This window comes from Burkholderia sp. 9775_39, assembly GCF_015712225.1.
Lineage (GTDB): Bacteria > Pseudomonadota > Gammaproteobacteria > Burkholderiales > Burkholderiaceae > Burkholderia > Burkholderia cenocepacia.
The window spans coordinates 294,212-314,536 of the sequence record NZ_JACCQC010000003.1 but is presented as its reverse complement, the minus strand read 5'-3'; the positions used below and the strand labels follow the sequence as shown (position 1 = coordinate 314,536).

General features: G+C 69.6%; 20 protein-coding genes. 6 read left to right on the top strand and 14 right to left on the bottom strand.

What is annotated here, in order from left to right; all coding sequences use genetic code 11:
* Positions 1-15: 15 nt before the first annotated feature.
* The 3 genes from iolE to H0X90_RS06550 all read left to right on the top strand — a co-directional run bounded on the left by iolE (position 16) and on the right by H0X90_RS06550 (position 2,440).
* Positions 16-945 carry a myo-inosose-2 dehydratase gene (gene iolE, locus H0X90_RS06560; RefSeq protein ID WP_077191060.1) on the top strand — a complete coding sequence of 310 codons (930 nt, stop codon included), beginning with the start codon at positions 16-18 and terminating at the stop codon, positions 943-945.
* 56 nt (positions 946-1,001) lie between these two features.
* Entirely contained in the window at positions 1,002-1,820 is an 819-nt protein-coding gene (gene iolB, locus H0X90_RS06555) for a 5-deoxy-glucuronate isomerase (RefSeq protein ID WP_077191061.1), read from the top strand.
* Positions 1,821-1,945: 125 nt separating this feature from the next.
* Positions 1,946-2,440 carry a heme-degrading domain-containing protein gene (locus H0X90_RS06550; RefSeq protein WP_077191062.1) on the top strand — a complete coding sequence of 165 codons (495 nt, stop codon included), beginning with the start codon at positions 1,946-1,948 and terminating at the stop codon, positions 2,438-2,440.
* A gap of 46 nt (positions 2,441-2,486) precedes the next feature.
* On the opposite strand, the gene H0X90_RS06545 is transcribed toward H0X90_RS06550, so the two are convergent.
* The 8 genes from H0X90_RS06545 to H0X90_RS06510 all read right to left on the bottom strand — a co-directional run bounded on the left by H0X90_RS06545 (position 2,487) and on the right by H0X90_RS06510 (position 9,462).
* Positions 2,487-3,233: an SDR family NAD(P)-dependent oxidoreductase gene (locus tag H0X90_RS06545; protein ID WP_006481604.1), complete on the bottom strand. Its 747-nt coding sequence runs from the start codon at positions 3,231-3,233 to the stop codon at positions 2,487-2,489.
* 185 nt (positions 3,234-3,418) lie between these two features.
* The gene (locus H0X90_RS06540) at positions 3,419-4,123 is read right to left on the bottom strand and encodes an ABC transporter ATP-binding protein (protein WP_077191063.1); all 705 of its coding nucleotides are present in this window, start codon (positions 4,121-4,123) and stop codon (positions 3,419-3,421) included.
* Positions 4,120-4,872 (bottom strand): ABC transporter ATP-binding protein, encoded by a 753-nt coding sequence (locus H0X90_RS06535; protein ID WP_058901375.1) that lies wholly within the window; start codon positions 4,870-4,872, stop codon positions 4,120-4,122. Before H0X90_RS06535 ends, H0X90_RS06540 begins: the two co-directional genes overlap by 4 nt.
* On the bottom strand, positions 4,869-6,098 hold the full coding sequence (locus H0X90_RS06530; RefSeq protein ID WP_077191064.1) for a branched-chain amino acid ABC transporter permease: 1,230 nt from the start codon (positions 6,096-6,098) through the stop codon (positions 4,869-4,871). Before H0X90_RS06530 ends, H0X90_RS06535 begins: the two co-directional genes overlap by 4 nt.
* The gene (locus H0X90_RS06525) at positions 6,091-7,026 is read right to left on the bottom strand and encodes a branched-chain amino acid ABC transporter permease (protein ID WP_077191065.1); all 936 of its coding nucleotides are present in this window, start codon (positions 7,024-7,026) and stop codon (positions 6,091-6,093) included. Before H0X90_RS06525 ends, H0X90_RS06530 begins: the two co-directional genes overlap by 8 nt.
* Before the next feature lie 9 nt (positions 7,027-7,035).
* Positions 7,036-7,473 carry a thioesterase family protein gene (locus tag H0X90_RS06520; protein ID WP_077191066.1) on the bottom strand — a complete coding sequence of 146 codons (438 nt, stop codon included), beginning with the start codon at positions 7,471-7,473 and terminating at the stop codon, positions 7,036-7,038.
* Between the two features lie 11 nt (positions 7,474-7,484).
* The gene (locus H0X90_RS06515) at positions 7,485-8,087 is read right to left on the bottom strand and encodes an NUDIX domain-containing protein (protein ID WP_227739772.1); all 603 of its coding nucleotides are present in this window, start codon (positions 8,085-8,087) and stop codon (positions 7,485-7,487) included.
* A 112-nt stretch (positions 8,088-8,199) separates the two neighbouring features.
* Positions 8,200-9,462: a YbfB/YjiJ family MFS transporter gene (locus H0X90_RS06510; protein WP_077191067.1), complete on the bottom strand. Its 1,263-nt coding sequence runs from the start codon at positions 9,460-9,462 to the stop codon at positions 8,200-8,202.
* 125 nt (positions 9,463-9,587) lie between these two features.
* Here H0X90_RS06510 and H0X90_RS06505 point away from each other — a divergent pair, with 125 nt between their 5' ends.
* The gene (locus H0X90_RS06505) at positions 9,588-10,502 is read left to right on the top strand and encodes a LysR family transcriptional regulator (RefSeq protein ID WP_077020087.1); all 915 of its coding nucleotides are present in this window, start codon (positions 9,588-9,590) and stop codon (positions 10,500-10,502) included.
* Positions 10,503-10,642: 140 nt separating this feature from the next.
* Here the strand turns inward: H0X90_RS06505 and alaS are convergent, their stop codons facing one another.
* Complete coding sequence (alaS, locus tag H0X90_RS06500) at positions 10,643-13,267, bottom strand: alanine--tRNA ligase (RefSeq protein WP_077191068.1); 2,625 nt, start codon at positions 13,265-13,267, stop codon at positions 10,643-10,645.
* Positions 13,268-13,510: 243 nt separating this feature from the next.
* On the opposite strand from alaS, the gene H0X90_RS06495 reads away from it, so the two are divergent.
* A complete protein-coding gene (locus H0X90_RS06495; protein WP_034200686.1) occupies positions 13,511-14,731 on the top strand; it encodes a CaiB/BaiF CoA-transferase family protein in 1,221 nt (406 codons plus the stop codon).
* A gap of 33 nt (positions 14,732-14,764) precedes the next feature.
* On the opposite strand, the gene H0X90_RS06490 is transcribed toward H0X90_RS06495, so the two are convergent.
* Together H0X90_RS06490 and H0X90_RS06485 are read right to left on the bottom strand one after the other, a co-directional pair.
* Positions 14,765-15,313 carry an alpha/beta hydrolase gene (locus H0X90_RS06490; protein WP_006489670.1) on the bottom strand — a complete coding sequence of 183 codons (549 nt, stop codon included), beginning with the start codon at positions 15,311-15,313 and terminating at the stop codon, positions 14,765-14,767.
* Positions 15,314-15,503: 190 nt separating this feature from the next.
* A complete protein-coding gene (locus tag H0X90_RS06485; protein ID WP_006497729.1) occupies positions 15,504-15,713 on the bottom strand; it encodes an ornithine acetyltransferase in 210 nt (69 codons plus the stop codon).
* Between the two features lie 253 nt (positions 15,714-15,966).
* On the opposite strand from H0X90_RS06485, the gene H0X90_RS06480 reads away from it, so the two are divergent.
* Positions 15,967-17,676, top strand: coding sequence for a glutamine--tRNA ligase/YqeY domain fusion protein (locus tag H0X90_RS06480; protein WP_006482253.1), 1,710 nt, complete (start codon positions 15,967-15,969; stop codon positions 17,674-17,676).
* 134 nt (positions 17,677-17,810) lie between these two features.
* On the opposite strand, the gene H0X90_RS06475 is transcribed toward H0X90_RS06480, so the two are convergent.
* The 3 genes from H0X90_RS06475 to H0X90_RS06465 form a co-directional block, all read right to left on the bottom strand.
* The gene (locus tag H0X90_RS06475) at positions 17,811-18,284 is read right to left on the bottom strand and encodes an NUDIX hydrolase (RefSeq protein WP_034200688.1); all 474 of its coding nucleotides are present in this window, start codon (positions 18,282-18,284) and stop codon (positions 17,811-17,813) included.
* An 8-nt stretch (positions 18,285-18,292) separates the two neighbouring features.
* Positions 18,293-18,679 carry a hypothetical protein gene (locus H0X90_RS06470; RefSeq protein ID WP_006482251.1) on the bottom strand — a complete coding sequence of 129 codons (387 nt, stop codon included), beginning with the start codon at positions 18,677-18,679 and terminating at the stop codon, positions 18,293-18,295.
* A 109-nt stretch (positions 18,680-18,788) separates the two neighbouring features.
* The gene (locus H0X90_RS06465) at positions 18,789-20,147 is read right to left on the bottom strand and encodes a cytochrome-c peroxidase (protein WP_077233820.1); all 1,359 of its coding nucleotides are present in this window, start codon (positions 20,145-20,147) and stop codon (positions 18,789-18,791) included.
* Between the last annotated feature and the right edge of the window lie 178 nt (positions 20,148-20,325).

Here is a 20,325-nt window from a genome sequence, read left to right as displayed (position 1 = left end):
TCAAGGAAGCACGTCATGAGCTGGAACGTCCGCATCGGTATCAACCCCCTGTCGTGGATGAACGACGACCTGCCGTCGCTCGGCGGCGAGACGCCGCTCGAAACGGCGCTGAAGGAAGGCGCCGAAATCGGCTATGCGGGCTTCGAGCTCGGCAACAAGTTTCCGAAGACCGGCCCCGAACTGAAGGCGAAACTCGCCGAATTCGGGCTCGTATGCGTGTCGGGCTGGTATTCGGGCTTCCTCGCGGAGCTCGCGCCGGGCATGACCGACGCCGATGCGGTCGCCGCCGAAATCGAGCGCTGCCGCGCGCACATGACGAAGCTGCAGTACAACGACGTGACGGTGGTCGTGTACGGCGAGTGCGCGGGCACGATCCAGGGCAGCATCGACACGCCGGTCGCGAAGCGGCCGCGTTTCGTCGACGACGCAGCGTGGCGGCGCTATGCCGCGCGCCTCGATGCGTTCGGCGCGCACCTGCTCGACACGTACGGGATCCGGCTTGCCTACCATCACCACACGGGCGCGTACGTCGAATCGCCGGACGACGTCGACCGGTTGATGGCGCTGACCGATCCGGCGAAGGTGTTCCTGCTGTTCGACACCGGCCACGCGTATTTCGGCGGCGCGGCCGACCCGGTCGCACTGCTGAAGAAGCACGTATCGCGCGTGGCGCACGTGCATTGCAAGGACGTGCGGCCGCAGGTGGTCAACCAGGCGCGCAACGACGGCTGGAGCTTCCTGAACGGCGTGATCAACGGCACCTTCACGGTGCCGGGCGACGGCGCGCTCGACTACGACGCGACGCTGCGCACGCTGAAGGACGCCGGCTACGAAGGCTGGCTCGTCGTCGAGGCCGAACAGGACCCGGCCGTCGCGCCGAGCTACGCGTATGCGAAGAAGGGCTACGAGTCGCTGCGCGCGATCGTCGACCGGTTGAGCGCGTGAGCCCGCACGAAGGCGCGTGAGCGCTCGAGCCCTACCCTATTGCGGAGACCCATTTCATGACGATTTCTCCCCTGCTGGTCAAGGCATCCGCCGACCGCGAAATCTGCAACGTCACGCCCGAATCGGCCGGCTGGCAGCACGTCGGCTTTCGCGCGCTGCGCCTGAAGGCCGGCGATACCGAAACGGTCGCCACCGACACGCGCGAGCTGTGCGTCGTCGTGCTGACCGGCACGGTGCGCGCCGAAGTCGACGGCGAGACCTACGATGCGCTCGGCAAGCGCGACAGCGTATTCGAGGACGTGTCGCCGGACGCGCTGTACGTGCCGGGCGGCAAGACCGTCACGCTGGTCGCGACGCGCGATGCGGAAGTCGCGCTGTGCACCGCGCCGTACGCGAGCGGCGACAAGCGCGTGCTGCGCCTCGACGGCGAGCGGATGCGCCGCTCGGTACGCGGCCAGGGCACCAACACGCGCTATGTGTGCGACATCCTGATGGGCGACAATCCGGCCGCCGACCGGCTGCTGGTCGTCGAAGTCGTCACGCCGGCCAGCCATTCGAGCAGCTATCCGCCGCACAAGCACGACCGCGACGCGGCGCCCGACGAAACCTCGCTCGAGGAAACCTACTATCACCGGATCGATCCGCCGCAGGGTTTCGCGTTCCAGCGCGTGTACACCGACGATCGCAGCCTCGACGAGGCCTGCGCGGTCGAGAACCATGACGTCGTGATGGTGCCGCGCGGCTATCACCCGGTGGTCGCGCCTCACGGCTACAACCTGTACTACCTGAACGTGATGGCGGGTCCGAGCCGCGCGTGGGCGTTCAAGAACGATCCCGCGCACGAGTGGATGCTCGACGCGGCGCCGAAACGTTGAAGTGCTGAAGAAGTGCTGACGTGCTGAAACGCCGAAGCACTGAATGGAACACGGGCCCGCGCGCGGCCCGTGACGATGCGACGCCCGGCACGCGCGTACGGAGCCGGCCACGCTACGGAGCCGCCATGGTGACGCCCCCCTTTCGCCTCGCACCCCACGCCTTCGACGACGACGCGTCGAACCCGGCGCTGCCGCACTTCAATGCGGCCGTCGCACGTCGAATGGGCGAAATCGCGGTCAACCTCGCGTCGCGACGCGGGCTGCCGATCGCGGTCGGCATCGTCGGCGGGCACGCACCGCTGTTCTACTGCGCGCTCGACGGCAGCGGCGCGCACGACAGCGACGCGATTCGCCGCCGGCAGAACACGGTGCTGCGGTTCGGCCAGAGTTCGCTCGCGGTCGGCGCGCGCTTTCGGCGGGCCGGCTGGTCACTGCGGTCGCAGGGCCTGTCGGACGACGACTACGCGCTCGACGGCGGCGGCGTGCCGTTGCGGATCGCCGGCGCCGGCATCGTCGGCGCGATGACGATCGCGGGGCTCGGCTCCGAAGCCGATCACGCGCTCGTCGTCGAATGTTTGCGGTGGCACGTCGGCGCGAATGCGCTGGCGATGAGCGCGTAGCGGCGCGAACGGCGCCCACCCACCGTTCGCGCGGTACCGCGGACGATCAGTTCAACCCGCCGCTGACGACGAGGTGCTCGCCAGTCATCCAGCGCGCATCGTCCGACGCGAGGAACACGGCGACCGACGCGATGTCGTTCGGCTCGCCGAGGCGGCCGAGCGGCGTCTGGCCGAGCACCTGCGCCTCCAGATCGGAGCCGATGATGCCCGCGCTGTGCGTGCCCTCGGTCACGATCATCCCCGGGTTGATCGCGTTCACGCGGATCTTGCGCGGGCCGAGTTCGAGCGCGAGCACGCCGGTGATCGCGTCGACCGCGCCCTTCGTGCCGCTGTACACGGCGCTGGCCGGCGGCGTGATGCTGGTCACGACCGAACTGATGTTGATGATGCTCGCGCCTTCGCCGAGATGCTTGACGGCCGCCTGCGTGGTCAGCAGCACGCCGAACACGTTCGTGTCGAACTGCCGGCGATAGTGTTCCTCGGTGATCGCTTCGATCGGCGCGAATTCGTACACGCCCGAATTGTTGACGAGCACGTCGAGACGGCCATACGTTTCGATCGCCGTATCGACGATGCGTTGCGCGTCGGCGGCCTTCGACACGTCGCCGCCGACCGCGACCGCGCGGCCGCCCGCTTCGGTGATCGCGCTGACGACCGCGTCCGCGCCTGCCTTGCTGCTCGCGTAGTTGACGACGACCGCCGCGCCTTCGTCGGCCAGTGCCTTCGCGATTGCCGCGCCGATGCCCTTCGATGCGCCCGTGACGATCGCGACCTTGCCTGCCAGCTTGCTCATGATTTCATTCTCCAGTCCGAAGACGTTCGATGGATGGTGCCGGTTGCCGCAGCGAGGCGGTGATGCGTCGTTGCATCGCGATGGCGACCGGCCTGACTGGCAATGTACTTGTGCGGCACCGCAGCGATAAAGCGGCTTGAAGCGAATTGACTGGCGGCGTTTGCCGAACAATCGATCGGGCGTCGTCAGCCGGCGCTCAGCCATGCGTGGGCGACTTCGCCGCCCAGCCCGTCGAGCGCGCCGTCGTAGACGATCCGTCCCCGCCCCATCACCGCCACGCGCCGCGCGAGCCGCGGCGCGAGCTGCAACCGCTGCTCGATCAGCACGATCGCGACGCCGTCGGCCTGCAGCGCGGCAAGGCACGCGCCGACTTCGTCGACCGCGAGCGGCGCGAGCCCTTCGGCCGGCTCGTCGACGATCAGCACGCGCGGGCGGCCGGCGAGCGCGCGCACCAGCGCGAGCACCTGCTGCTCGCCGCCCGACAGCCGCCCCGCCTTCACGTCCGCGCGTGCGGCCAGCAGCGGAAACCGGTCGAGCAGGCGGTCGAGCGCTGCGCGTTCGGCCGTGCCGCGCGCGCCGCGCAAACCGAGCCGCAGGTTGTCGCGCACGGTCAGCAGCGGGAACACGTCGCGGCTTTCAGCCACGTAAGCGACGCCGCGCCGCGCGATTTCGAACGTGCGCGCGCCCGTGCATTCGGCGCCGGCGATGCGCACCGAACCGGCCGTGCGTACGAGCCCCATCACGGCCTTCGCGAGCGTCGAACGCCCCGATCCGTTGCGACCGAGCAGCGCGAGCGTCTCGCCCGGCGCGAGCGCGAGATCGACGCCGTCGAGCACGGGCTGCACCCCGTACCACGCGCGCAGCCCGCGAATGTCGAGCACGGCGTTCATGTCGCGCCCTCGCCCAGGTACGCGGCCCGCACGCGCGAATCGGCGCGGATCGCGTCGGGCGCGCCGGTCGCGACCACCGCGCCGCGCACGAGCACCGTGATGCGTTCGGCGAACCCGAACACCGCGTCCATGTCGTGCTCGATCATCAGCACGGTGCGGCCCTGCGTCGTCGCGCGGATCAGCGCGATCATCCGCGCCGCCTGCGCGCGGCTCATGCCGGCCGTCGGCTCGTCGAGCAGCAGCGTACGCGCGCCGCTTGCAAGCGCGATCCCGAGATCGAGCGCGCGCTGCTCCGCATAGCTCAGTTCGCCGGCCGGCGTGTCGCGCCGCGCGTCGAGGCCGACGTCGTGCAGCACGCGCGCGGCCGCGAGATCGATCGACGCCGATTCGCGCAGCCGGTTCCACCAGCGCCGCCGTTCGGCCGGCGCATGCAGCGCCGCGCACCGCAGATTGTCGAATACGGTCAGCCGCGCGAACGCGCTCGTCTGCTGGAAACTGCGGCCGATGCCGAGGCGGCTCGCGACGACCGGCCCGCGTCCGCGCAGCTCGACGCCGTGCAGCACGACACGCCCGCGCGTCGGCCGCGTCGCCCCGGCGATCACGCCGAACAGCGTCGACTTGCCCGCGCCGTTCGGCCCGATCAGCGCGTGACGCTCGCCGGCCGCGATGCTCAAATCCACACCGTCGAGCACCGTCTGCGCGCCGAAGCGCTGCACGACGCCGTGAAGCGCGATCGCGTTGCCGTTCATCGCGCGTCCTCCCGCGGGGTCGCTGCCGCGTCATGCGCGAGCCGCGCGCGCCAGCCCCACAGCAGTGTGCCGATGCCGGCCGCCGAGCATGCGACGGCCCAGCCGACCGGCGTATCGGCATCGATGCCCCACGCGCCGAACGCGAGGCCCGTGCCGTCGTCCTGCGCGAACCGCCACGCATAGCCGAGCTCGGCCGCACAGACGATCGCGACGCCCCAGAACGCGCACGCGCCGACGCCGCACAGCACGCGCCACCGCTCGGCCGCCGGCGCGCCGCGGCGCAGCGCATGCGCGAGCGTTTGCGCAATGCCGGCGATCCCGCCCGGCGCGGCCACGACGACCGCGACGAACAACACGCCGAGATACAGCGCCCACGCGCGCGACACGCCCGCGACGACGATACTCAGCGCGGTCAGCACGGCCGCGCCGGCCGCGGGCCCGAAGAATGCGCCGGTGCCGCCGATCACCGCGGCGATCAGCACGGTCGCCGAGCGCGCCATCGACACGCTGTCGGGCGTCGCGATTTCGACGTCGATCAGCGTCAGCGTGCCGGCGATGCCGGCGAAGAACGATGCGCAGGTCACCATCGCGAGCCGCACGCGGCGCGGATCGGTGCCGAGCGCCGCGACGCGCGCCGGGTTGTCGCGCACCGCGTTCGCGAGCCGCGCGAGCGGCGTGCGCGTCAACGCATGCATCGCGCACGCCGACACGACGCACCACGCGGCGATCACCGCATACGCGTGCGCCGGCGCGCCGAAATAGCCGTTGCCCCACGACGCGCCGCTCGCCCGGTCGATCGGCACGCCGCCGAGGCCGCCGAACCACGCGGGCACGCTCCACGCGGCCGCCGCGACGCATTCGCCGAGCCCGAGCGTGATCATCGCGAACGCGGTGCCGGAGCGGCGCGTCGCCAGCAGCCCGGCGACGAACCCGAAGCCCGCGCCGGCCGCACCGCCGACGAGCGGCAACAGCGGCAGCGGGCCGCCGACGTGATTGAACCAGTGGGCGGCCGCGAACGCGCCGAGGCCCGCGAACGCCGCATGCCCGAACGACAGCAGCCCGGTCGTGCCGAGCTGCAGGTTGTACGACAGCGCGAGCACGACGAGCGCGGCCGTCTGCGCGAGATAGCCGAGCACCGCGCCGTGCGGCCACAGCCACGCGGGCAGCGCGACGCACGCGGCGAACAGCGCCCAGCGCGCGGATCCGGCCAATGCGCGACTATGCATCGACACGCTCGCCGAACAACCCGCGCGGTCGCGCGACCAGCACCGCGACGAGCAGCAGGTACGGCACCAGCGGCGCCAGTTGCGCGATCGACACGGCGGCGACGCTATCCGGCAGCGCGATGCCCGTCCATTGCACGAGGTCGCGCAGCGACGTGTCGCTCGCCGCCGCGAAGGTCTGCGCGAAACCGACCGCGAGCGACGCGACGAACGCACCGCCGAGCGAGCCGAGCCCGCCGATCACGACCACCGCGAACACGACCGACCCGACGGTTTCGGCCAGCGCGGGCTCGATCACCGCGAGCGGCGCACCGATCACGCCGGCCAGCGCCGCGAGCGCGGTGCCCGCGCCGAACAGCGCCGTCATCACGCGCGGCACGTCGTAGCCGAGCGCCTCGACGGCCGCGCGATGCGTGAGCGCCGCGCGCACGACGAGCCCGATACTCGACGCACGCAGCAGCACGCCGAGCGCGACCAGCATCGTCGTGGACATCGCCATCATGAACAGCCGGTAGCGCGGCAACGCGAGACCGAACACGGTCACGGGCGCGCCGTCGAACAGCGGCGGCACGGGCGCCGGCAGTGGCGCGAGGCCCCACGCGAGTTTCGCGCCCTCGCCGATCAGGTACGCGAGACCGAAGGTCAGCAGCAGTTCGCTCGTATGGCCGCGCGCCTGCACACGGCGCAGCAGCGCGCGTTCGCAGCCGGCGCCGAGCAGCCCGACCGCGAGCGGCGCGAGCACGAGCGCGGACCAGAAGCCCGCCCAGGCCGCGATGCCGTAGCCGACGTATGCACCGAGCATGTAGAAGCTCGCATGCGCGAAGTTGAGCACGCCCTGCACGCTGAAGATCAGCGTGAGGCCGGCCGACAGCATGAACAGCAGCAAGCCGTAGCTGAGGCCGTTGAAGGCCTGGAGCGCGAACGCGTGCACCGCGTGGCGTCAGGCGGCGAGCGGTTCGAGCGCGGCGCGCAGCGCGTCGGGCAGCGGCACCGGACGGCGCGTGCCGCGATCGACGTACACGTGCACGAAGTGCCCCTGCGCGGCGGGTGACGCATCGCCCTGCGCGAACAGCCCGACTTCGTAGCGCACGCTCGACGTGCCGAGCTTCACGACGCGCAGCCCCGCGTCGACCGCTTGCGGGAACACGAGCGGCGCGAAGTAGTTGCACTGCGTCTCGACAACCAGCCCGATCGTCTGCCCGTGCTCGACGTCGAGCACGCCCGCGCGGATCAGGTACGCGTTCACGACGGTGTCGAAGTAGCTGTAGTAGACGACGTTGTTCACGTGCCCGTAAACGTCGTTGTCCATCCAGCGGGTCGTGATCGGCAGGAAGTGGCGATAGGCGTCGCGCGGACGCGGCTGTGGCTTGTCGGACATGGCGATGGCGGTCAGGACGATGGAAGCGAAGGGAACGATGGGGATAACGACGGCGAAGACGACGCGTGGCGGCCGCACGACGCGGCGCGCCGGCCGGCGACGAAGCGCCGCGTCGCGATCGCGCGCATCCAGTCGGCGAGCGCGACGCCCGTGCCGGCGCGCCACGGGCGCAGCAGCGGCGGATCGACGAGCTTGTACTCGAGCAGTTCCGGCGACAACGACACCGTGCCCGACGCCCGCACGTGGTACGCGATGATCAGTTCGTTCTTGCGGATGAATTCGTACACGCCGACGAGCGATACCTGCTCGGCCTTCAGCGCGGTTTCCTCGAACACCTCGCGCGCGATGCCGTCCTCGGGCGTCTCGCCGTTTTCGAGAAAGCCGGTGATCAGCGCGAACATCCCTTCGGGCCACGCCGCGTTGCGCGCGAGCAGGATCTTGCCGTCGAGTTCGACGATCGCGGCGACGACCGGCAGCGGGTTGTTCCAGTGCACGTAGCCGCACGACTCGTCGGGGCACGCCTGGCGAACGCGGCCGCCCTCATGGTCGGGATCGGCCCGCTCGGTGAGCGGGCTCGCGCAGCGCGGGCAAAAACGGTAGTCGGCGGTGGTCATCGATGAGAATCTGGCGGGCGCCGGACGGCCGCCTGCCGGCTGCCCGCGCACCCGCTCGGCGCGGGAAAGGCTTCATTCTAGCGAGTTTGCCCGCGCCCGAGACGATCCGGCCCTACCCGCGCCGGGATGATCGGCGCCCGCGCGCGGCGGTCGCCGCGAAGCCGGCGGCACCGATCAGCAGCGCGGCCACCGCGACCCACAGCGCAGGCGTAAACGACCCGAAGCGCGCGGCCAGCGGCGCCGCGACGAGCGGCCCGAGGATCTGCCCGACGCCATACGAGGCGGTCGCGTAACCCATCAGCCCGGCCGCGCGCTCGCCGTGCAGGCGCCGCGCCTCGCGCATCGCGAACAGCGTGATCGCGGTGAACGGCAGGCCGAGCAACGCGCTGCCGATCGAGAAGCCGGCCGCGTTCGGCCACACGATCCCGGCCGCGATGCCGAGCGCCTGCGTCGCGCAGCCGGCCGCCAGCAGCAGCCGGTTGTCCCAGTGGCCAGGTAGCCGCGCGGCGGTGATCGCGCCGACGATCAGCGCCGCGCCGAACATCGGCCAGAACAGGTCGGGCCACGGCGAACCGGCCGGCAGCGCGGCGCGCGCGATCACCGGCAGGAACGTCGCGGTGATGATGTAGCCGAAGCCCGGTGCGCCGTACAGCACGACGAGCCACGCGGCGTCCGCGCGACGGCTTCGCGGGGCGGCCCGCGCCGCCGGGGCGACCGGCGCACCGGTGGGCGCGGCAGCGGTCGACGTTGGCTGCGCGTGCGCCACGGCCGGCGCCGCACCGAACGTGCGCCAGATCGCGACCGACAGGACGGCCGACAACGCCGCGAAACCCAGCCAGCCCACCGCCGCATGCCGGCCGGCCAGCGCACTGCCGATCAGCCCCGTCACCACGATGCCGACGCCCGGCCCCGCGTAGATCACCCCGCTCCATTCGGGCGCAGCCAGCTCGGCCAGACGCCGCAACCCCCATTGCGACATGAACACGAACGTCCATGCGCTGACGACGCCCGCGACGAAACGCACGACGAGCCACGCCGGCAGCCAGTGACCGATGCCCATCGCGGCGGTCAGCAGCACGGTCGCCGCAAGCCCGAAGCGCACCATCCGCGCCGGCGCGACGTGCAGCGCCGCGCAACTGGCCGCGCCGACGAAGTAGCCCGCATAGTTTGCGGACGCAAGCCAGCCGCCGGCTTTCAGGCCGATCGAGCCGTCCGCGAGCATCAGCGGCAACAGCGGCGTGAACGCGAAACGGCCGACGCCGAGCACGACGGCGAGCCCGACCATGCAGGCGAGCGCGGCCGCGCGGGCGCGGCGGTCGGCCTGGTCGGACGAAGGCACGCGGGCGGCGGCGGGCGGAGCATCGAAGCGGGACATGGCGGCATGGGCCGGCGCTTCGCGCGCGCCAGCCGGATCGGAAATCGGAATGGGTCCATCCTAGCTTGACCAACCATTCTCGAAAAATGAATAATTAAGAATCGACTCATCCCTCGGAGAGAATCATGGACCTGGCGGCGCTGGCGATTTTCCGGGCGGTCGTGCGCGAGAACGGCGTGACGCGCGCGGCGGCCAAGCTCAATCGCGTGCAGTCGAACGTCACGACGCGCATCAAGCAGCTGGAGGAGGAACTCGGCGCGGCGCTGTTCGTGCGCGACGGCCGCCGACTCGTGCTGACGCCGGCCGGGCAAACGCTGCTGCCGTACGCGGAGCGCCTGCTCGCGCTCGCCGACGAGGCGCGCGACGCGGTGCGCGAGGACACGCCGCGCGGGCGGCTGCGGCTCGGCACGATGGAAAGCACGGCCGCGAGTCGGCTGCCGACCATCCTCGCGCGCTATCACCACGCGTGGCCCGACGTGTCGCTCGAATTGCTGACGGGCACGACGGGCTGGCTGATCGACCGCGTGCGCGACTTCGAGGTCGACGCCGCGCTGTTCGCCCGCCCGCCCGAGCCGGACATGCTGCCCGACACGTTCGAGACCGTGCCGATCTTCCGCGAGGATCTCGTGCTGCTCACGCCGCGCGGCCATCCGCCGGTGCGCACGCCACGCGACGTGATCCTGCCGACGCTGATCGCGTTCGAGCGCGGCTGCACGTATCGCAAGTACGTCGAGCAGTGGTACGCGGCGCACGGCGTGAAGCCGGCCCGCGTGCTCGAGCTCGGCTCGTATCACGCGATCGTCGCGTGCGTCGCGGCCGGCGCGGGCATCGCGGTCGCGCCGCGTTCGGTGCTCGATCTGCAGCCCGAGACGGGCAACATCGCCGCGCACACGATTCCCGAACTCGAAGGAATCGACACGCTGCTCGCGTGGCGGCGGGGCTATGCGTCGGCGGCGCTCGCCGCGCTGCGCGATGCGCTCACCGACACCGCGCGGCAGCCCGGCGACGTGACGAAGCCGACGGTGACCGTGCCGGCCTGACCCGTGCCCGCGCGTCGCCGCATCGATCGACACGCCTCGACCGCACAAACGAAACGACCCGACCGGCGCCTGCCGATCGGGTCGTTTTTCGATTCACGCGATGCCGTCAGGGCGACGGCATCGCATCGGTCGTGCAACGATCAGAGCCGTTCTTCGACCCAGCCCTTCACGCCGGCCAGCGCGCCCGGCAGGTTCGCCGGCTCGGTGCCGCCTGCCTGCGCCATGTCCGGACGGCCGCCGCCCTTGCCGCCGACCTGCTGCGCGACGAAGTTCACGAGCTCGCCGGCCTTGACCTTCTTGCTCGCGTCCGGCGTGACGCCCGCGATCAGGCTGACCTTGCCGCCTTCGACGGCCGCCAGCACGATCGCCGCGCTCTTCAGCTTGTCCTTCAGCTTGTCGACCGTTTCGCGCAGCGTCTTCGCGTCGGCACCGTCGAGCGTCGCGGCCAGCACGTACACGCCGCCGATCTCGACGGCCTGCTGCGCGAGCTCGTCGCCCTGGCTCGACGCGAGCTTCGACTTCAGCGCGCCCAGTTCCTTCTCGAGCGACTTCACCTGGTCCTGCACCTGCGCGATGCGCTGCGTGAGTTCCGACGGCTGCGCCTTCAGCGCCGCGGCCGCTTCGTTCACGCGTGCGTCGAGTTCCTGCACATAGCGCACCGCGTTGTCGCCGGTGATCGCCTCGACCCGGCGGATGCCGGCCGCGACGCCGCCTTCGACGACGATCTTGAACAGGCCGATGTCGCCGGTGCGGTGCACGTGCGTGCCGCCGCACAGTTCGCGCGAGAAGCCGAGGTCGAGCACGCGCACTTCGTCGCCGTACTTCTCGCCGAACAGCGCCATCGCGCCGCCCTTCACCGCTTCGTCGTACGGCATCACGCGCACGATGCCCGGCGCGTTCGCCAGGATCTCGTTGTTGACGATCTGCTCGACGCGACGGATTTCGTCGTCGGTCATCGGTGCGTTGTGCGCGAAGTCGAAGCGGGTCTTTTCCGCGTCGACGAGCGAACCCTTCTGCTGCACGTGTGCGCCGAGCACTTCGCGCAGCGCCTTGTGCATCAGGTGGGTGGCCGAGTGGTTGCGCTGCGTGCGCGCGCGGCGCTGCGCGTCGATTTCCGCGCGCAGCACGTCGCCGACCTTCAGCGTGCCCTGCTCCAGCGTGCCGTGATGGCCGATCACGTCGGCCTGCACCTTCAGCGTGTCGGCCACCGCGAAGCGCGTCGCGGCGTTCGCGAGCACGCCCTGGTCGCCGACCTGACCGCCCGATTCCGCGTAGAACGGTGTGTGGTCGAGCACGACGACCGCATCCTGGCCGGCCTTCACTTCGTTGACGGCCGAGCCGTCGACGTACAGCGCGACGACCTTCGCGTCGTCGAACGCGATTTCCTCGTAACCGTGGAAGGTGGTCTTCGCGCCCCAGTATTCGAGGCCCTGCGTGGCCTTGAACTTGCCGGCCGCGCGCGCCTGCTCGCGCTGACGCGCCATCGCGTCGTCGAACGCCGGCTCGTCGACCGTCATCCCGCGCTCACGGCACACGTCGGCCGTCAGGTCCAGCGGGAAGCCGTAGGTATCGTGCAGCTTGAACGCGAGTTCGCCGTCGAGCACCTTGCCGCCCTTCGCGTCGACGTCGGCCAGCGCGGCCTCGAGGATCGACATGCCGTGCTCGATCGTCTCGAAGAAGCGCTCCTCTTCCTGGCGCAGCACGTCGGTCACGCGCTGTTCGGCTTCCTTCAGCTCCGGGTAGGCGGTGCCCATCTCGGCGACGAGGTCGGCCACCAGCTTGTGGAAGAACGCGCCCTTGCGGCCCAGCTTGTAGCCGTGGCGGATCGCGCGGCGCACGATCCGGCGCAGCACGTAGCCGCGGCCTTCGTTGCCGGGGATCACGCCGTCGACGATCAGGAACGAGCACGCGCGGATGTGATCGGCGATCACCTTCAGCGAGTTGTTCGTGAGGTCGCTGATCTCGGTCACGCGCGCGGCGGCCTTGATCAGGTTCTGGAACAGGTCGATCTCGTAGTTGCTGTGCACGTGCTGCAGCACCGCGGCGAGACGCTCGAGGCCCATGCCGGTGTCGACCGACTGCTTCGGCAGGCGCGTCATGTTGCCCTGCGCGTCGCGGTTGAACTGCATGAACACGAGGTTCCAGATCTCGATGTAGCGGTCGCCGTCTTCCTCAGGCGACCCCGGCGGCCCGCCCCACACGTCCGGGCCGTGGTCGTAGAAGATCTCGGTACACGGGCCGCACGGGCCGGTGTCGCCCATCGTCCAGAAGTTGTCCGATGCGTAGCGCGCGCCCTTGTTGTCGCCGATCCGGATGATCCGCTCGGTCGGCACGCCGACTTCCTTCGCCCAGATGTCGTATGCCTCGTCGTCTTCCTGGTAGACGGTGACCCACAGTTTTTCCTTCGGCAGCTGGTAGACCGTGGTCAGCAGCTCCCACGCGAACTTGATCGCGTCGTGCTTGAAGTAGTCGCCGAACGAGAAGTTGCCGAGCATCTCGAAGAACGTGTGGTGGCGCGCCGTGTAGCCGACGTTCTCGAGGTCGTTGTGCTTGCCGCCCGCGCGCACGCTGCGCTGCGCCGTCGTGGCGCGCGAGTACGGGCGCGGGTCCGTGCCGAGGAAGACGTCCTTGAACTGGACCATGCCCGAGTTCGTGAACATCAGCGTGGGGTCGTTACCGGGCACGAGGCTCGACGAGCGGACGATCGTGTGGCCCTTCGATTCGAAGAATTTGAGGAATTTCTCGCGGATTTCGGCAGCTTTCATGGCGTGCGGGGACAGTCTGGCAAAGACGGCTTCAAACGCCGGCGCCCCAGGCGGGGCGCGCGGCGGCATGGATTCGGAAACGATCGATTATACGATACAGACCGCCCGCCCAAGCGGCGGCGGCCCGCTGCGCCGGACGACCGGCCTGGGCCACCCGCGCGGCCGATTCGCCTTAAGATGCTCGGCATGCCAATCGGCCTTGCCCGGCAAGGCAGGCCAGCCATGAAAGGAGACGATTCGACGATGGGTGCCCTGAGCCATATCCGCGTGCTGGACCTCACCCGCGTGCTCGCGGGCCCGTGGTGCGCGCAGACCCTTGCCGATTTCGGCGCGGACGTGATCAAGGTCGAGCGCCCGGGCGCCGGCGACGACACGCGCCACTGGGGGCCGCCGTACCTGAAGGACGCGGACGGCGCGGATACCGCCGAGGCCGCGTACTACCTCGCGGCGAACCGCAACAAGCGCTCGGTGACGATCGACATCGCGACGCCCGAGGGCCAGCGGATCGTGCGCGAGCTCGCCGCGCAGAGCGACGTCGTGCTCGAGAACTACAAGGTCGGTCAGTTGAAGAAATACGGGCTCGACTACGACGCGCTGCGCGCGGTGAAGCCCGATCTCGTCTACTGCTCGGTCACCGGCTTCGGCCAGACCGGCCCGTACGCGCACCGCGCGGGCTACGACTTCATCGTGCAGGGGATCGGCGGCTTCATGAGCATCACCGGCGAGCGCGACGGCGAGCCGGGCGGCGGCCCGCAGAAGGCCGGCGTCGCGATCGCCGATCTCGCGACCGGCCTCTATTCGACGATCGCCGTGCTCGCCGCGCTCGCGCACCGCGACCGCACGGGCGAAGGCCAGTACATCGACATGGCGCTGCTCGACGTGCAGGTCGCGCTGCTGGCGAACATGAACACCAACTTCCTCGCGAGCGGCAAGCCGCCGGTGCGCTGGGGCAACGCGCATCCGAACATCGTGCCGTACCAGACGTTCCAGACGAGCGACGGCTGGATCATCGTCGCGGTCGGCAACGACGGGCAGTTCCGCAAGTTCGTCGAAGCCGGCGGCCGGCCCGAGCTGGCCGACGACGAGCGCTTCGCGACGAACCCGTCGCGCGTGCGCCATCGCGACACGCTGGTGCCGATCCTCGCGGAAATGGTGAAGGCGCGCGGCAAGGCCGACTGGATCGGCGCGCTCGAAGCGGCCGGCGTGCCGTGCGGGCCGATCAACGATCTCGACGAGGTGTTCGACAACGAGCAGGTGGTCGCGCGCGGGATGCAGGTAGCGCTGCCGCACCCGTGCGGCGCGGACGTGAAGCTCGTGCGCAACCCGATCCGGATGAGCGCGACGCCGCCGGACGCACGCACCGCCCCGCCGCTGCTCGGTGCGCAGACGGAAGAGGTGCTGCGCGACATGCTCGGCTACGACGACGAGCGGATTGCCGCGCTGAAGGCGAAACAGGCGATCTGACGCGTCAGGCTCGCGCGGCGGCGAACGGCCCGGCTAGCGCGCGAGCGCGTCGAGCCAGCCGCGTGCGGCCGGCCAGTCGCCGAGCCCGCTGTCGGCGTTGATGTGGCCGCGCGGGCCGATGTCGCGGAACGCGCTGCCCCACGCATGCGCGCAGCCGCGTGCGAACGCGAGCGAACCGTACGGATCGTCGCTGCTCGCGACGACGCAGGTCGGAAACGGCAATCGCTCGTGCGGCACCGGGCCGAAACCGTGCGCGTCGACCGGGAACGCCGGCCCGGCGGGATCGGGCAATGCGACGAGCAGCGCGCCGCGCACTTTCGCGAGCGCGGCCGGGCGTGCGTAGCGGGTCGCCCACCAAGCGGTGGTCAGCGTACCGAGGCTGTGGCCGGCGATCAGCACGGGCCCGCGCGCGGCTTCGACCGCCCGGTCGAGCGCGAGACACCAGCCATTGCGGAACGCACGGTCCCAGTCGGGCATCGCGACCCGCGAGAAGCGCGCGTCGGCGCGCTCCCAACGGCTCTGCCAGTGAAGCGGGCCCGAATTGGCGTAGCCCGGCAAGACGAAAACGACGGAGTCGGTCATGGAAGGGTTGGTCGACGAATGGAATCGTGTTGTAGCGTCGACGCAGTGTCGCACACCCGCCTCTCCCTGATGGTGCCTGTCGAAATCCGGGGGATGTGCGTGACGTTCGTGCGGGTCGTGATGCACTCAGGCAGGCGTCACGACCGGCCGGCATGCGTGGCGCCCGCGTCGCGGGCGCCTGCCGGCGGGGTCAGCGGACGCCGGCGCCGACCAGGCCGCCTGCCGCCGCGCCGGCCACCGTGCCGACCGGGCCGCCCGTGATCAGGTAGCCGAGCGCGCCGCCCGCGGCCGCGCCGATCCCGGCATTGCGTTGCGTATGCGTCATCGCGCATGCGCCGAGTTGCGACAGGGCCGCGACGATCACCGCGGTACGAACGAGAAAAGTGGTCTTCTTCATCATGATTATTGGCTTCCTCCCGCCACGCAAAAATTGCGAATGGCGGCATTGAATCGGTAAAGCCATCATAGGAAAACCCGAACGGCGCCGGCAATCCGATTTACGTCGTGTTACAGCCGACACACACTCGATATATTGCGGTACGCATCACGAACGGACGGCGCCGGACCGGCAGGCCGCGCGGGACGGACCCCGGTCAGGTAGAATTACAGGATTAAACCGGCGCGACGCGCCGACACAACCTGACGCCAACCGCATGAGCACCGAACGCAACGACGCCCCCGCGGCTTCCAATTTCATCCGTAACATCATCGACGACGACAACCGCACCGGCAAATGGGGCGGCCGCGTCGAGACGCGCTTCCCGCCCGAGCCGAACGGCTATCTGCACATCGGTCACGCGAAGAGCATCTGCCTGAACTTCAGCGTCGCGCGCGACTACGGCGGCGTGTGCCACCTGCGCTTCGACGACACGAACCCGGAAAAGGAAAGCGTCGAATACGTCGACTCGATCGTCGACGCGGTGCGCTGGCTCGGCTTCGACTGGCGCAAGGACGCGGTCGATCATCAGTATTTCGCGAGCGACTACTACGACAAGCTGTACGAGTTCGCCGAGCTGCTGATCAAGCGCGGCAAGGCGTACGTCGACAGCCAGAGCGCCGACGAAATGCGCGCGAACCGCGGCTCGCTGACCGAAGGCGGCAAGCCGTCGCCGTTCCGCGAGCGCACGCCGGAAGAGAACCTCGACCTGTTCCGCCGGATGAAGGCCGGCGAGTTCAAGGAAGGCGAGCACGTGCTGCGCGCGAAGATCGACATGGCGTCGCCGAACATGAACATGCGCGACCCGGTGATCTACCGGATCCGCTACGCGCACCACTACCGCACCGGCGACGCATGGTGCGTGTATCCGATGTACGACTACACGCACTGCATCTCGGATGCGCTCGAAGGCATCACGCATTCGCTGTGCACGCTCGAATTCGAGGATCACCGCCCGCTGTACGACTGGGTGCTGAACGAACTCGCGGAAGCCGGCGTGTTCACGCGCCCGCTGCCGCAACAGATCGAATTCTCGCGGCTGAACCTCACGTACGCGATCACCAGCAAGCGCAAGCTGCTGCAACTCGTCACCGAAGGCCACGTCGACGGCTGGGACGACCCGCGGATGCCGACGATCGTCGGCGTGCGCCGCCGCGGCTTCACGCCGGAGAGCATCCACCTGTTCTGCGAGCGGATCGGCGTGACGAAGATCGATTCGTGGATCGACATGAGCATCTTCGAAGGCGCGCTGCGCGACGACCTCGACGACAAGGCGGCGCGCACGGTCGCGGTGCTCGATCCGCTGAAGCTCGTGATCGACAACTATCCGGAAGACCTCGAGGAAGCGTGCACGGCGCCCGTGCATCCGCACCATCCGGACCGCGGCGTGCGCACGTTCCCGATCTCGCGCGAACTGTGGATCGAGCGCGAGGATTTCGTCGAAAACCCGCCGAAGGGCTATTTCCGCCTGTTCCCGGGCAACAAGGTGCGCCTGCGCTACGGCTACGTGATCGAATGCACGGGCTTCGACAAGGACGCCGACGGCAACGTGACGGCCGTGCACTGCAACTACTTCCCGGACAGCAAGTCGGGCACCGAAGGCGCGAACACGTACAAGGTCAAGGGCAACATCCACTGGGTCAGCGCGAAGCACGCGCAGCCGGCCGAAGTGCGGATCTACGACCGCCTGTTCAAGGAGCCGCACCCGGACGCGGGCGGCGCGAACTTCCTCGAGGCGCTGAACCCCGATTCGAAGAAGATCGTGCAGGCGTACCTCGAGCCGGGCAACGGCGACGTCGCGCCGGAAACGCGCCTGCAGTTCGAGCGCCACGGCTACTTCGTTGCAGACCGTGTCGATTCGAAGCCGGGCAAGCCGGTGTTCAACCGGATCGTCGGGCTGCGCGACAGCTGGGGCAAGCCGGCCTGACGGCCTGCTCCGCGCGGTAGCGCGCGGCTCGCAAGCCGCCGCTGCCTCGGCATGAAAAAACCGGCCCTGGAGCCGGTTTTTTCATGGGCGCGGGCCGAGGAACGGCAGGCGAAAACGGAAGCCGCGGCGCCCGTTCACGCGCCCGACAACCGCCGATGCAAGTCCGCCAGCGACAGCTTCGTGCGAAACAGCCGCGCGAGACTGCGGCTCGCATAGGTGTCGATGTCGCCCGGCACGGTCCAGCGGTACGCGTCCATCTCGGGAATCATCGAGCCGTCGCGACGGCTCGGAAACAGCGACGTGCACGTGCAGTGCGCGGGATCGATTTCGCCGTCGGCCACCTGCACCGCGAACAGGTGCAGGTCCTTGTCGTGCCGGTACGCGAAGCGGCCGAGATCGAGCAACCGCGCCGGCGCGAACGCGATGCCGGTTTCCTCCAGCAGTTCGCGCAGCGCGGCGTCGGCCGGCGTCTCGCCCGGTTCGCCCTGCCCCTTCGGGATGTCCCAGTGCGTGGTGTCCGTCGCATGCGCGAGGAACACGCGGCCGGCCGCATCGAGGATCACGACGCCGCACGATACCGTGCGCGGCGCGCCGCCCCGCTTCGTCATGCGCGTGCTCAGCGCTTCTGCAGCTGCCACTTGCCCGCGGCAGTCTTGCAATAGACGGGCTTGAGCGTCATCGTCTGGCCCTTCGCGGTGATTTCGGTCGCGACTTCGCGGCAGGTCTTGCCGTCCGCCTCGGTCGTGCTCGGCGTGAGCTTCGCGTCGATCTGCGTGCCGCGGCCGCTGCTCTGCCACGTCGTGGTTTCACCGTCCTTGCCTTCGTCGCGCGCCTGCACGACTGCCTTGGAAAGCGACGCGCGGTCGGTCTTGCTGAAATAGCTGATCGGCGTGTCGTTCAGGAAGTTCAGGTTGTTCTGCGCGTGGGCGGGAAGCATCGCGGCTGCGCACGCGGCGCCGGCCAGCACGCGCGTGACGACGGAAAGGGATGCACGCATCGACATGTTTTTCTCCTTGGATGTTCGATCGAAAGGCGCGGTGCATGCCGGCGAACCGGCACGCACCGCGCCCGTCAGCGAGCGAGCATAGCATGCGTGCTGCGATGAAGGCCTTCTAGGGCTTGGCAGCGACGGCCGTTTGCTGATATCCGTCAGTCAGCGTGCCCAGGAACGCGATCACGTCCTTGATCTCGGCCGCATTCAGCGCGGGCTGGTCGCCGCGCTTGCGGTCGAACGGCGCTTCGCGGTTGATGTTCGGCCAGTAGCGCTTCGGCAGGTCGTCGTAGATCTGCACCTTGCCGTGCACGACCGGGTAGAACTTCTCCGGATGGATGTCGCGTTCGACGTAGAAGCGCATCACGTCCTCGAGCGAGTGATACACGCCGTTGTGGAAGAACGTCTTGCGCAGCGCGACGTTGCGCAGCGACGGCGTGCGGAACAGCCCGCAGAATTCGTCGCGCCCCTTCAGGTCGGTGCGTTCGGGACCGCAGGCGCCAAGATCGTAAAAGCGCGGGTCGCGATTGACCGGCAGCGCGCGGTTGCGCGGCACCGCGATCGCGATCAGCCCGAAATCGCTGAACTGCGGCGGGCCGCCTTCGAGCGTGCGCTGGCTGATGTGGCAGCTCGCGCAATTGCCCTTCTTCTCGTCGTTGAACAGCTGCAGCCCGTGCAACTCGGCGGGTGTGAGCTGCGCGTGGCCGGCCAGATATGCGTCGTATTTGCTCGTGTACGGATCGAACAGCGCCGGCTGCTGCTGGAATGCATCGAGCGCGCGCAGCACCGCATCGAACGTCGCCCGGTCGTCGCCGAGCACCTGGTCGCCGAACGCCTTGCGGAACGCGTCGGCATACGGCGCGGCGCGGACCGCCTTCGCGACCCGCGCAGGCGAGCTGCTCATCTCGAACGGCGACAGGAGCGGAATGCGCGCCTGCGCATCGCGCGTATCGACGCGGCCGTCCCAGGTCAGCCCACCGGTCGGACCCGCGTCGACGCTTTCGTCGCCTTCGTCCGGCGAATCGTGGAAGTGCTCGCTGAACGGCGGGATGCCGCGCAGGTACTTCAGCGACGGCACCGCGCGAAAGCCGGTACGGTGCATGTCGTCGCCGCCCAACTGCACCGACAGCGCGTTCGGCGGCCCGAACGCATGCTCGGCGCTATGGCACGACGCGCAAGCGAGCTTGCCGGACCCGGACAGCGACGGATCGAAGAACAGCTGCTTGCCGAGCGCCGTCATCTGCTTCACGCCCTCGAACACCTGCGCGCGCGTCTGCGGCTGGCGAGCCGGCGCGACCGCCGGGGCGGCCGGAGCAGCCTGCGCCGCCGGGACGACGGACGCGGCCGACGCGGTCGTGCCGGGCTGCGCGTCGCAACCGGCGAGCGCGGCGAGCGCGGCGAGCGCGCCAGCCACCGCGAGCGTCGCCGCGGCGGGGACCAGCGACCGCGCGAACGCGAAGGATTTCAGAAAGGTGTGCATCGTCGTTGTTCTGGTAGCGGTGGGCAATCGGCCGGAGCTTATGTCAGTTCCGTGACCGTTGGATGACGTTCAACCGACAGTCAATTGAAAGCGTCCCTACACCCGGCTGTCAAATCGGTTCCAGATAATGCGCGCAGCCGGGCGGTACCGCGAGGTTCGCGCGCCGGCCCTCCGCCAC